At 71.8% G+C, this 12388-nt stretch carries 10 protein-coding genes and 1 pseudogene; 2 read left to right on the top strand and 9 right to left on the bottom strand.

From position 1 onward, the window contains the following. Nucleotides 1-28 precede the first annotated feature (28 nt). Both ACIQID_RS09625 and ACIQID_RS09630 read left to right on the top strand, forming a co-directional pair. Nucleotides 29-778 (top strand): SDR family NAD(P)-dependent oxidoreductase, encoded by a 750-nt coding sequence (locus ACIQID_RS09625; RefSeq protein WP_105949046.1) that lies wholly within the window; start codon nucleotides 29-31, stop codon nucleotides 776-778. Continuing rightward, nucleotides 771-1121, top strand: a complete 351-nt coding sequence (locus ACIQID_RS09630) for a nuclear transport factor 2 family protein (RefSeq protein WP_062633303.1) — start codon at nucleotides 771-773, stop codon at nucleotides 1119-1121. Before ACIQID_RS09625 ends, ACIQID_RS09630 begins: the two co-directional genes overlap by 8 nt. 67 nt (nucleotides 1122-1188) lie before the next feature. On the opposite strand, the pseudogene dinB reads toward ACIQID_RS09630, so the two are convergent. The 9 genes and pseudogenes from dinB to ACIQID_RS09675 form a co-directional block, all read right to left on the bottom strand. After that, a pseudogene (gene dinB, locus ACIQID_RS09635) lies at nucleotides 1189-2384 on the bottom strand (DNA polymerase IV). Between the two features lie 61 nt (nucleotides 2385-2445). Further along, the gene (locus tag ACIQID_RS09640) at nucleotides 2446-3249 is read right to left on the bottom strand and encodes an SDR family NAD(P)-dependent oxidoreductase (RefSeq protein ID WP_400284268.1); all 804 of its coding nucleotides are present in this window, start codon (nucleotides 3247-3249) and stop codon (nucleotides 2446-2448) included. Between the two features lies 1 nt (nucleotide 3250). After that, a complete protein-coding gene (locus tag ACIQID_RS09645; protein ID WP_400284271.1) occupies nucleotides 3251-4327 on the bottom strand; it encodes an enolase C-terminal domain-like protein in 1077 nt (358 codons plus the stop codon). Beyond that, nucleotides 4324-5082: an SDR family NAD(P)-dependent oxidoreductase gene (locus ACIQID_RS09650; RefSeq protein WP_400284274.1), complete on the bottom strand. Its 759-nt coding sequence runs from the start codon at nucleotides 5080-5082 to the stop codon at nucleotides 4324-4326. The genes ACIQID_RS09645 and ACIQID_RS09650 overlap by 4 nt, the downstream gene beginning before the upstream one ends. A 109-nt stretch (nucleotides 5083-5191) precedes the next feature. Next, nucleotides 5192-6580, bottom strand: coding sequence for a hypothetical protein (locus ACIQID_RS09655; RefSeq protein ID WP_400284277.1), 1389 nt, complete (start codon nucleotides 6578-6580; stop codon nucleotides 5192-5194). A gap of 34 nt (nucleotides 6581-6614) precedes the next feature. Continuing rightward, nucleotides 6615-8828, bottom strand: coding sequence for a DUF4148 domain-containing protein (locus tag ACIQID_RS09660; RefSeq protein WP_400284280.1), 2214 nt, complete (start codon nucleotides 8826-8828; stop codon nucleotides 6615-6617). Then, on the bottom strand, nucleotides 8825-10588 hold the full coding sequence (locus ACIQID_RS09665; protein ID WP_400284283.1) for a dipeptide ABC transporter ATP-binding protein: 1764 nt from the start codon (nucleotides 10586-10588) through the stop codon (nucleotides 8825-8827). Before ACIQID_RS09665 ends, ACIQID_RS09660 begins: the two co-directional genes overlap by 4 nt. Then, on the bottom strand, nucleotides 10585-11433 hold the full coding sequence (locus tag ACIQID_RS09670; protein ID WP_400284286.1) for an ABC transporter permease: 849 nt from the start codon (nucleotides 11431-11433) through the stop codon (nucleotides 10585-10587). The genes ACIQID_RS09665 and ACIQID_RS09670 overlap by 4 nt, the downstream gene beginning before the upstream one ends. Then, nucleotides 11426-12388 (bottom strand): ABC transporter permease, encoded by a 963-nt coding sequence (locus tag ACIQID_RS09675; RefSeq protein ID WP_331201639.1) that lies wholly within the window; start codon nucleotides 12386-12388, stop codon nucleotides 11426-11428. The genes ACIQID_RS09670 and ACIQID_RS09675 overlap by 8 nt, the downstream gene beginning before the upstream one ends.

Raw genomic sequence — 12388 nt, forward strand, 5'->3', positions numbered from 1 at the left:
AGACCGTTTCTTGCTATAGCGTTTAGGCATGACTGTTCGCCGCGCACTCGTCACGGGCGCCAGTTCCGGCATCGGAACCGCCGCCGCCCTCGAACTCGCCCGCGAGGGCGTCGCCCTCTGGATCACCTACGCCGGACGCGAGGCCGAAGCCGTCCGCGTGGCGGAGGAGTGCCGCGCGGCGGGCTCCCCGGACGTCCACGTGTCGCGCCTCGACCTCCGCGATCCCGACTCCATTGCGGCGCTCATCGCCGAGATCACGGCGGCGTGGGACGACCTGCACGTCCTCGTCAACAACGGCGGCGTCTGCCCCTACACCCCGTACCCCGAGATCGACATCGAGGAGTGGGACTTCGTCCTGGAGACGAACGCCCGCGGCACCTTCCTGCTCACCCGCGCGGCGCTCCCCCTGCTCCGGGCCGCCGACGGCGACCGCTCGGTCATCAACATCGCCTCGATCGCCGGGCAGGTCGGCGCGCTGCAGACGGGCATCCACTACGCGGCCAGCAAGGGGGCGATCCTCGCGATCACCCGCAGCTTCGCCCGGCACCTCGCCGCCGAGGGCATCCGCGTCAACGCCGTCACGCCCGGCCCGGTCGCCAGCGCGATCACGGATCAGCTCCAGGGCGAAGGCCGCGCGAAGCTCGAGTCGGGCATCCCCCTCGGCGCGTTCGGTCAGCCGGAGGACGTCGCCTGGATCATCGCGTCGCTCGCCTCGGAGCGGGCCCGCTTTATCACCGGAGCCACCTACGACGTCAACGGAGGAGTTCGCATTGACTGACCGCACCGCCCAGGACCGTTCTGCCCTCGACACCGTGCAGGCGCAGCTCGACGCCTTCAACGCCCACGACCTCGACGCCTTCGTCGCGACCTATGCCGACGATGCCGTGGTCACCGGGGTCGCGCCGGAGCCCCTCGTCGGGTCGGCCGCGATCCGCGCCTTCTACGAGCCGCGGCTGCAGAACCCGGAGCTCTCCTGCGTGATCGACACGAGCGTCCTGTTCGGCTCCCGCTGGGTCGTCGCGCAGGAGCGGGTCATCAACGCCGGCGTCGCCACGGAGACCATCGCGACGTTCGACGTGGTCGACGGCGTGATCTCGCGGGCGTCGATGCTCAAGGCCTGACCCGCTTCGAATCGCCCGATTGGCTGTATTTCCGGCCGAGATGGGACCAGTCAGGCGATTCGAAAGGTCAGTGGTGCTCCGGCAGGACCGGAGACGACCAACCGGGGTCGCGGCCGAGCTGCGCGGCGCGGGAGACCGAGGCGGAGCCGTAGCGGTCGCGGAGCGTGTCGAGCACGGTGTCGAGGCGGGACTCGTCGCCCCAGTCGATCGGCAGCTCGGGCGGGACGCTGTCCGCCGCGTCGAGCTGGGTGAGCGAGAGGCCGAGCAGAGTGATGCCGCGGCCGCTGATCTCGGGTTGCGCCGCGGCGAGGAGCGTGCGGGCGACGGCGAGCACCAGCGCGGTGCGGTCGGTCGGCGCCCGCAGCGACCGGGAACGGGTGGCCTTCGTGAAGTCGCCGAAGCGCAGCCGCAGCACCACTGTGCGGCACACGCGGTCGCCGTCCCGGAGACGCCGCGCGAGCCGGTCGACGATCTGGGTGAGGATGACGTCGAGCTCCTCCGGCGACCGCGGACGGACGCCGAGCGCCCGCTGCGACCCGATCGATCCCCGGCGCCTGGTCGTGTCCACGGGGCGGGGGTCCCGCAGACGGGCGAGAGCATGGACGTGCGCTCCGGTCGCCTTTCCGAGCATCCGCTCCGCGGTCGCGGCCTCGAGCTCCGCGAGCTCGCCGACCGTGCGGATGCCGTAGCGGTGCAGCTTCTCGGCCGTCACCGCGCCGACGCCCCACAGCCGCTCGACGGGGAGCGGCAGCAGGAACTCCTCCTCCCGGTCGGCTCGACGACGAGGAGCCCGTCGGGTTTGCTCACCGCACTCGCGACCTTCGCGAGGAACTTCGTGCGGGCGACGCCGACCGAGATCGCCAGGCCCGCCTCGGCGCGCACGCGCTCCCGCAAGCGCACCGCGATGGTCTCGGGAGTGCCGGCGATGCGCCGCAGTCCGCCGACCTCGAGGAACGCCTCGTCGATGGAGAGACCTTCCACGAGCGGGGTGGTGTCGCGGAAGATGCGGAAGACGTCCTTGCTGGCCGCGGAATAGGCCTCCATCCGCGGCGGGACGACGACGGCGTCGGGGCACAGCTCCCGCGCCTGCCGGCCGCCCATCGCGGCGCGGACGCCCCGTGCCTTGGCCTCGTAGCTCGCGGCCAGCACGACCCCGCCACCGACGATCACCGGACGCCCGCGGAGCTCCGGCGCATCACGCTGCTCGACCGAGGCGTAGAACGCATCGAGATCGGCGTGCAGAACCGTCGCTTCCCCGCGCATCCCGTCCTCCCGTCGACGAGCGGATCGTCGCACGGACCGGGGACATCGGCGTGGCAGGAGCTCAGGAAGCGGGCGGCGCCGCGAAGCGCTCCCGCATCGCGGGGTCGAGCGCGATGTCCCCGAACGAAGCGGTCCAGGCTCCGTCGACCGCAATGGACTGACCGGAGAGGTAGGGGGCCTCGTCGGAGAGCAGGAACGCCGTCACCGCGGCGACCTCCTCCGCACGGGCGATGCGTCCCATCGGCGGACCCTCCGCGAGCAGACGCTCCTCCGCCGCGGGGTCGGCCGCCCGCGCGATCTGCGCCTCCAGATGCGGAGTGCGCACGCCGCCCGGTGCGACGGTGTTGGCCCGTATGCCCAATCCGCCATATGTCACGGCAACGCTGCGGCTGAGGGCATCGATGCCGCCCTTCGTGAACTCGTAGGCGGCGTGATCGACGAAGCTCGACCGCCCGTGGATCGAGCCGATGTTCACGATCGCCCCGGCCACACCCTGATCGAGGAATGCGGACACGGCCGTCGAGCAGCCCCAGAGGTACCCGAAGCCGTTGATGTCGACGATCTCGCGCACGACGGTCTCGTCGAGCTCGTGCAGCGGCGTGCGCTTCGTGATGCCGGCGTTGTTGACCCAGCCGGCCAGCGGAGCCCTCGTGCGCGCCGCGGCCGCCGCGCGCTGATGGGCCGTGCGGTCGGAGGCGTCGCCGAGCACGACCTCGGCGACGATGCCCTCCTCCACGGTCCCGGAGCCGGGCGAGCGTTCGAGCCCGACCACGATCCAGCCGTCGGCGGTGAGCCGCGCGGCCACCGCGCGGCCGATGCCCTTGCCGCTGCCGGTGACCACGACGCTGCGCGGGGAAGGTGTCATGTCAGTCCCTCTCGAATCGGAAGACGCCGGGATCGAGGCCGAAGCCGAGCCCCGGAGCAGCGGGCGGCGTGACGGTGCCGGCGAACTGCGGCCCGCCCGTGACGAACGAGGGTGCGGGGTCGTAGGGATTCACCCCGCGGGCGAAGGTCTCCACCTGGATGCCGAGGTGGGCCGTGACTTCGGGGTACACGTGCCCGGACACCGGGACGCCGCGCTCCGCCGCCCAGGCGATGAGCTCGCGCGCGGGCGTGATGCCGCCGATCGCCACGACGTCGAGGCGCAGCGCGTCGACCTCGCCGACCTCGACCAGAGCCCGGAGCACGGCGGGGTCGGTCACCTCGTCGCCCACCGCCACCGGCAGTCCGGTCTCCCGGCGGATCCGGGCCACGCCGGCCGCGTCCTCGGGGAGCAGCGGATCCTCCAGCCAGGCCAGGCGCAGGTCGCCCCACTGCGCGACCTCCGTCACGGCGGCCTCCGCGTCGGGCCAGCCGAAGCCCACGTCCACCACGAGTCCGGTCGACGACGGCAGCTCCGCGCCGAGGATCGCGAGCAGTGCGCGCATGTATGCCGGATCGGGAATGCGCGAGATCTTCACCTGCGCCCAGCCCTCCGCCTGCGCGAGCACCTCGTCCGCGACCTCCCGCGGCGGGCGCTGCGGAGACGGATACGCGGCGACGAGCATCCCCTCCCGCGGGGCGCTACCGGTGCCGAGCAGGGTCCACAGCGGCACGCCGGCTCGACGGGACGCGATGTCCCACAGGGCGATGTCGACGAGGCCGATCGCCCGCCGCACGAGTCCCACCCGTCCGACGATCGCGCTGCCGCGGAGCATCCGGTCCCACGCGGCCGCCGGGTCGTCGGCGTCGAGCCCCACCGCGTGCGGAACCACCAGGCGTTCCACGATCTCCGCCATCGGGGCCTCGCGCGACAGGCAGTAGGCGACTCCGGTGGTGCCGTCGTCCGCCGTCACCTGCACCGCGGAGTACTCCCGCCGCGTGACCGTCATCGCGCCGAGCTGCAGCGGTGCCGGAAGGGGGAGGACCGCCGTGGCCGTGTCGATCCGGGCGACGGCGGTCATTCCGGCTTCTTCGCGAGGGGCACGCCGTAGTCCACCATGAAGCCGCCGTCGACGTACAGGGTCTGCCCGTTCATGTAGCGCGACTGGTCCGACACGAGGAAGCTCACGGCCGCGGCGATCTCACTCGCGTCGGCCAGGCGCTTCGCGGGGATGCGGGACAGGATCGTGTCGAGGCTCAGCGTGCCCTGCTCGACCCCCTGTCGGAACACCCCGGTGTCGACATAGCCCGGGGCCACCGCGTTGACGCGCACCCCTCGCGACGCCCACTCCGCTCCGGCCGTGGAGGTGAGTCCGATGACGGCGGCCTTGGTCGTGGCATACGGCACCCGTCCCGCGGAGCCCCGGGAGGAGATGGAGGAGATGTTGACGATGCGACCCTCACCCCGGGCGAGCATGCGCTTCCCGGCAGCCTGGAGCGCGGAGAACACCCCGTGCAGGTTCACGTCGACGACCGCAGACCACTCGTCCCACGTGAGGTCTTCGATCCCGCGGTGCCGCTGGATGCCGGCGTTGTTCACGAGCACCTCGATGGACCCGAGCTCCGCCTCGATCTCGCCGAAGACCCGGTCCACGGCGGCATGGTCGGTGACGTCGAGCTCCCGCCACAGGATGCCGGCGGGGTTCTCGCCCGCGGTGAGCCCGGGGACGCGGTCGGTCGCGACGACGAGGTAGCCGTCCGCGGAGAGCCGCTGTCCGATCTCCCAGCCGATGCCGGCCGAGCCTCCGGTGACGATGGCGACGGGGCGCGCAGTCATGTCTCTCCTCTACCTCGGGGATTTGCTATAGCAACTCTATCCCGTTCGAATCGCGCAACTGGTTCGATTTCGGCCGGAATTGGAGCAAAGTGGGCGATTCGAACGGGGACTACCCCAGCAACCCGGCCACGACCGACACGGCGTGGGACTCCAGGAGCTCCAGGGCACCGGGAGCCAAGGGGGTCTGCCAGGACTGATAGGCGCCGCGGTCGTAGGCCTCGCGCGTCGGGAGATACACGAACCCCGGACCGTTCGTGAGGTTCATCACCACGATCGGCGTCTGGGGGAACCGCTCCCGCAGGGTCGTCTGCAACCGCGAGTAGGCCTCGCCCGGGTGCCCCACGATCACGGCGTCACCGAGCCGCCAGGCCCACACCGGATGCGACACGGTCGGCCCCTCAATGTAGCCGTCGCGGAGGTTCCTGGCCCGTCCGAGGCGCTCCTCCCGCGACCGGGGGTCGATGTCCTTCCACTCCTCCGCGAGCTCGTCCAGGGTGGGCAGGTCGCGCAGCGGCAGCTCGACGGCCGAGACGACCCCCGCCGCCCCGTCGCCGCCGTCCGCCGGAGTCCCGGTCCAGATCGCGAGCGGAGCACCCGACTCCACGACACCGTCCAGCGTCAGCTCCTCACCGGGTACGGGCAAGCCGTCCAGCGCCGCGAGCACCGCGTGCCCGAGTGAGCGTCCGTGCCGGTCGGCCACGGCGACGTCGCCGGTGTACTGCTCCCGCGGGGCCAGCTCGCCCGAGGCCCCCTGCACGAACAGGCACGGCGCACCGGTCGCCGCCTCCACGATCTCGCGCATCGCGCCGACGTAGTCCGGGGACACCTCCCGGTTCTGCCAGGCCAGGGTCGTCGGATGGCAGGCGTAGTTCACCAGCGTCGCCCGCACCTCCCCGTCGATGCTGATCCGGCCGATCGTCACGGTGTCATCGGCGGTGCCCTGGGGGTTGTAGCCGACGAGCGCGCGGCCGTCGAGGTCGAGTTCCCGCTCCGCCGCGAGGGTGCACGTGCCCGTGGTCCACTCGATCAGTCCCGGTCGGGCGGTCTCCCGCGCCTCGCGACCGGCCGCGATGCCCGCAGCAGCAAGCGCCTCCAGATACCCGGGGATGAGCTCCCCGCCCGGCAGATGCGCGTCCGCGGCGCACAGCACGGCCCCGGCGTGGGTGTGCGAGAGGGAGAGCATGAGCTGATCGGGCTCGAGGCCCAGGCCGTCGAGGATCGCCCCGCGCACGCCCTCCTCATCGGCGACTCGACGCCACCACGTGCCGTCCACGGCGAGCAGCACCCGCGGCCGCCCGTCCGCGGCCACCACGGCGAGCGCGGTCAGCTCGAACGGCCGGTGTGCCCCCTCGGACCGCTCCCAGTCGGCCGGGCCCCAGTTCTTGGCGCGGATGCCGACGGGCGGCGTGATGTCGCGCCGGGCGACGCCGATGCGCGCCTGCGTGCGCGGGATGCGGATGCGGTCTCCGAGGTGCGTCGCCGCTGCGGTGTCGTTCACGCGTGGTCCTCCCTGATGTCCATGATGCCGTCCGTCACGCGTTCGTCAGCACGTCCGCGATGACGACGCGCGGTCCGGCTTCCGGCAGCGCCGTCTCGACGCCGCGTTCGACGGTGTCGCTGTAGAGCAGCGTCGACGGCTCGGCGAATCCGTCTGCCAGCCGCAGGCCTCCGCCGACGAACTGGGTGCCGGTGACGCGGGCGTGATTGACGCCCGTGCCGATGTCGAGGTGGGCCGCACCCTTGGGCACCGTCGAGGTCACCCCGCTCACCCGCCAGGTGATGACGCCGGCACCGGCCGCCCTGCTCAGCAGCGCGCCGTCCGTGCGCTCCGTGGAGAGCTCGACCCCGTCCAGGGCGATGAGCTGGTCGCGCACGGCGGTCGCGCTCAGGCGCACGTCGCGCACGGATCCGCCGCGGATGGTGACCGTGGCGGCGCCGAGCTCGAAGGGCGCACCCGCCGCCGGGCCGCTGAGGCGGCAGTCCACGAACTCGACCGGACCCGACCCGCGGGCCTTCACCCCGTCGATCCCGGTGATGGTGCAGTCCACGAAGCGCACGGGGGCCGTGACCGGGGTCTGCACGAGCACCTGGTCCTTCGGCAGCGCGAAGGTGGAGTCCGCGATCACGGTCGGCCGCGACGAGCGCTGTGACCGCTGTCCGATCGCCAGAAGTCCGGCGGTGCACCCGCGCACCTGGGCACCGTCGGCGTTGATGGTCATGGTCGCCTGCGGATCGAAGGTGGAGCGGCCGATCACGCGCACGTTCTCCAGGGTCAGATCGCTGATCTTGGTGCCGGCGACGAACCAGGAGCAGACGTGGTCGCGCACGGTGATGCGCTTGGCGGCGGTGCCCCACTGCGCGCCGGAGTTGGCGATGTCCATGAGCCCGGAGTTGCCGATGAAGTTGAGGTCGTGCTCGTACTGCCCGTGCGTGGTGAAGGGATTGCCGCCCTGGTCGTCGCCGTCGCCGTGGCAGTTCTCGACGAGGCAGTACGCGCTGGCGGTGAGGTCGTTCAGGTGCCGGGCGTTCGACGACGTGCAGTCGCTCACCCGTCCGTAGAGGCTGTAGATCTGCTGCGTGAGGTAGCCCGCGCCGCCGTAGAACACGGTCGGCGGGTTCTCCACCGAGCAGCGCTCCGTCGTGAAGTGCGTGTTCCAGCGCCGCATGATCACGGGCCACCAGGTGCGACTCGCGTGCACGTCGGCGACGTCGCAGTGGATCGCGTACTCGAAGGCGATCGGGTGGGAGCCGGTGAGCTCGCGGGAGTCGGGGAAGGAGCCGTCGGTGGGACCGTCGAAGGGCCCGGCGCCGAGGAACCGCATGTTCGCGATGCGCACGCCCGCGACCGGTTCCATCTGCCGCCAGAGGAGCTTCCGCCCCTTGTCGAGCGGCCAGCCGTTGAGGTAGTCGATGCGGATGTGGGTCGCGTCGATCTGCTGCGTCACCTGCACGAACCGCTGCAGCTCACGCTCATCCGCCCCTCCTCCGGCGACCGGGTCGCACTGCACGGCCCACCAGGAGTCGACGGGGAACCGGGAGGCATCCGGCACGGCGACGGCGTCGGTCAGCTCGGGCCAGGCCTCGGCCAGCGCGTGCTCGACCGTGACGTCCTTCGGCACCCCGGTGAAGAACATCACGGCACCGAACGGGTTGTCGTGGGTGTTCTTCTCGATGCCGTCGGTCGTGATGAGGTGTCCGCCGAAGTCGATCTCGACGTACGACCGGGTGAAGCGATGCCGGCGCCGGAACAGCAGATCCGTCCCCGCCTCGATCCGGCGGATGCGGGGATCGTTCACCATCGCGGCGAGCGCATCGTCGGCCGGCTTCTCCGGTCCCGTGATGCCGAAGACCCGGAAGTCGACCGTCCCGTCATGCTGCAGGACCCAGCGGGTGTCGTGCTTCCCCGCGATCACGGTGCCACCGTTGGGCGCGGTCTTCGCGTTCTCGCTGCCCACGTACACGAGCAGCCCGGCATCGCCGGGCTTCCGGTACCCGGCGACGACCGCCACCTCGCCGTCGCGGGCCCGCAAGCGGCCGAGGTCGGCGACGGACTCCGCTCGCGTGACGTCCTTGGCGCCGGCGGCGACCGGGGTAGCCTGCGCCGGTGCCGTGCTCGCGAGCGCGCCCGCCGTGCCGAGCGCGACCGCGCCGAGCCCGGCCATGAGCGCCCGGCGGCCGGTCGACCGCACCGCCGCGCCGCCGGCGGCGTCTGCCGCGGACCCCGTCTCCTGATCCATGGTGGTCATCGTCGTCCTCCTCCTCCGGCGAGCGCGGCGGGGACCGCGCCCGTCTGCCCGCCCTGGGCCTGCCAGAGCGCCGCGGCCTCCGCACGCCGTCGGCGCTCGAGGACCGGGTCGGCGATCGGGATCGCCGCCATGAGCCCGCGCGTGTACTCGTGCTGCGGGTTCGCGAAGAGCGCGTCGCGCGCGCCGATCTCCACGATGCGCCCCTGCTGCATCACGGCGACCGTCGAGGACATGTACCGGATCACCGCCAGGTCGTGGCTGATGAAGAGGTAGGTGAGGCCGAGTTCGGCCTGCAGCTCCCGGAGCAGATTGAGCACCTGTGCCTGGATCGACACGTCGAGCGCCGACACCGATTCGTCGAGCACGAGGAACTCCGGCTCCAGCACGAGCGACCGGGCGATGGACACGCGCTGGCACTGCCCGCCGGACATCGACCGCGGCAGCCGGTGCGCGAACTCCTCGTCCAGGCGCACGCGGTGCATGGTCTCGCGCACCTTCTCGGCGCGGGAGGCCCGGGTGCCGATGCCGTGGGCGCGCAGCGGCGCCTCGATGATCTGCGCGACGGTCTGCCGCCGGTTCAGCGCCGAGAACGGGTCCTGGAACACCATCTGCATGCGCTTGCGCAGGCGCCGCAGCTCCTCGCCGCGGAGGTCGTGCGGGCGCTGCCCGTCGAAGACGACCGACCCTCCGTCGATGCCTCCGAGCGCGAGCACGGCCTTCGACACGGTCGACTTGCCGGAGCCCGACTCGCCGACGAGCCCGACCGTCTCGCCGCGCCGGATCTGGAACGACACGTCGTCGACCGCGGTCACCCGGCGCCCGGAGCCGAGCGTGAACACCTTCGAGACGCCCTGCACGTCCACCAGCACGTCGCCGGACTCCCGCGCCCGATCCACCGCGCTGATCGACCCGGCTTCGGCGAGCGGCTCCGTCCCGCGTTCGAGCACCTCCGCGGCGGTGCGGATGGGCTGCTGCACGTCCACCGTGAGGTCGACGACCGCGCCGAGCAGCGCCTGCGTGTACGGGTGCTCCGGGGCCGCGTAGATGCGGTCGACCGGGCCCTCCTCGACCACGCGCCCGTGCCGCATCACGTGGATGCGCTCGCAGAAGCCGGCGGCGACGCCGAGGTCGTGCGTGATGAGCACGACCGCGGTGCCGTGGTCCTCCGCGAGCCGGTCGAGGAGGTCGATGATCCGGGACTGCGTCGTCACGTCGAGGGCCGTGGTCGGCTCGTCCGCGATGAGCACGGCGGGCCGGGAGGACATGGCCATCGCGATCATGACGCGCTGCCGCATCCCTCCGGAGAACTCGTGCGGGTACTGGCCCAGACGCTCCTCGGGCAGCGGCACCCCGACCTCCGTCAGCAGCTCGACGGCCCGCGCGCGGGCGGCCGCCGCCGAGACCCGGTCGTGCAGCCGGATCGCCTCGACGAGCTGGTTACCGATCGTGCGGACCGGGTTCAGCGACGACATCGGGTCCTGATAGACCATCGCGATCTCGCCGCCGCGCACGCGGGTCATCTCCCGCGGGCTCAGTGAGAGCAGTTCGCGGTCGCGCAGCCGGATGCTGCCGCCGAGGGTCGCCCCGTCGTTCAGCCGCATGATCGACAGCGCCGTGAGCGACTTGCCGGAGCCGGATTCGCCGACGAGGCCGATGCGCTCCCCGGGCCGCACCGCGAACGTGATGCCCTGGACGGGCATGACGTCCCCATAGGAGACGGTGAGGTCCTGCACCTGCAGGACGGGCGTGAGGGCGGTCATCGGCCCCTCCCCTTCCGATCGCCGCCGAACTGGTCGGCGAGCACGTTGAGCAGCCAGATGGTGACGAAGATGAACAGGGCGGGGAACAGCACGTACCCGATGGACTGGTACATCTTCTGGTAGCCCTGCTGCACGAGCGTGCCCCAGGTGGCCTCGGGCGGCGCGATGCCGAGCCCGACGAAGCTCATCGACGCCTCCAGGAGGATCGCGTTGGCGGCGTTGATGGCCGCCTGCACGACGATCGGCCCCTTGGCGTTCGGCAGCACCTCGGCGAAGAGCAGCCGGCGCGGGGTCGAGCCGAAGGCCACCGCGGCCGTGAAGTAGTCCTCCTGCAGTTCGCTGAGCACGGACGACCGGACGAGCCGCGCGGTGGTCGGTGTGAGGAGCACCCCGATGATGACGGCGAGCTTGACGGGGTCGGCGCCGAAGGCGGAGATGAAGACGAGCGCGAAGAGGATCTGCGGGATCGCCATGACCGTGTCGGCGAGGCGCATGAGGATCTCGTCGACCCAGCCGCGCGCGAACGCCGCCGCCATACCCCAGGCGATGCCGAGGACCATGGCCACGAGGGTCGCGCCCCCGGCGATGAACACGGTGAGCTGGCCGCCGTAGAGCACGCGGCTGAAGAGGTCGCGGCCCAGCTCGTCGGTCCCGAAGAGGTGCGCCGCCGAGGGACCGGCGAACCGGTCGGACGACTGCGCCGCGGGGTCGTACGGGGCCAGGAGCGGGGCGAGCACGCAGGCGAGGACGATGATCGCCAGCAGCCCCAGCGGGATCCAGGAGGCGACGGCGAACCGCCGACGGGGACGCGCGGAGCGCAGCGCGAGGGTGAGGGTGTCAGCCACGGCTGCTCCTTGTACGAAGACGCGGATCGAGCACCCCGTAGAGGAGGTCGACGATGAGCGTGGTGAGGATGAACATCGCGGAGATCAGCAGCACGACCGACTGCAGCACCGCGTAGTCCCGCTTGAAGACCGCGTCGATCGCGAGCGAGCCGAGTCCGGGGACGCCGAACACGTACTCCACGATCACCACGCCGCCCAGGGTGTAGCCGACGATCAGGCCGAGCATCGTGAGCCCGGGGATCAGGGCGTTGCGGAGCGCGTGACCGAGCACGACGCCGCTCGCCGACTGCCCCTTGCCCTTCGCGGTGCGGATGTAGGGGGCGTCCAGCACCTCGACCATCGAGGCCCGGAGGAACCGCATGAGCAGCGGCGCCGCCGCGAAGGCGAGGGTGAGGCCGGGGAGGATCATGCGCACGAGGTTCTCGGCGGGGTCCTCCGCGAACGGCGTGTAGCCGCGGGCCGGCAGCACCTTGAGCTGCACGGCGAACACGACGATGAGCACGATGCCGATGAGGAACTGCGGCAAGGCCATGCCCGCGGTCGAGATCGCGGTGAGCACCCGGTCGACCACGCCGAGCGGACGCAGCGAGGCGAACACGGCGGCCGGGGTCGCGATGAGCACGGCCAGGAGCACGCCGATGAGCGTGAGCTCCAGCGTCGCGGGAAGGCGCTGGGCGATGAGCTCCGTCACCGAGTACTGGTTGAAGTAGGACTGACCGAAGTCGCCCGTGAAGACGCCGCCGATCCAGCGCAGGTACTGCTCGATGACGGGGGCGTCGAGGCCGGCCTCCTCCCGGAGCCGGGCGATGGTCTCGGCATCCACGCCCGGCGTCGAGCCGAGGCGGGTGATGACGGGGTCGCCCGGCAGTAGCCGGAGCACGACGAAGACGAGGAGCGAGGTGGCGATCAGCATCGCGATGCTGATCGCCACCCGCCGGAGGACGGAGAGGACCAC

It is taken from the genome of Microbacterium sp. NPDC091676 (genome assembly GCF_044756645.1).
GTDB classification, from domain to species: domain Bacteria; phylum Actinomycetota; class Actinomycetes; order Actinomycetales; family Microbacteriaceae; genus Microbacterium; species Microbacterium paraoxydans_D.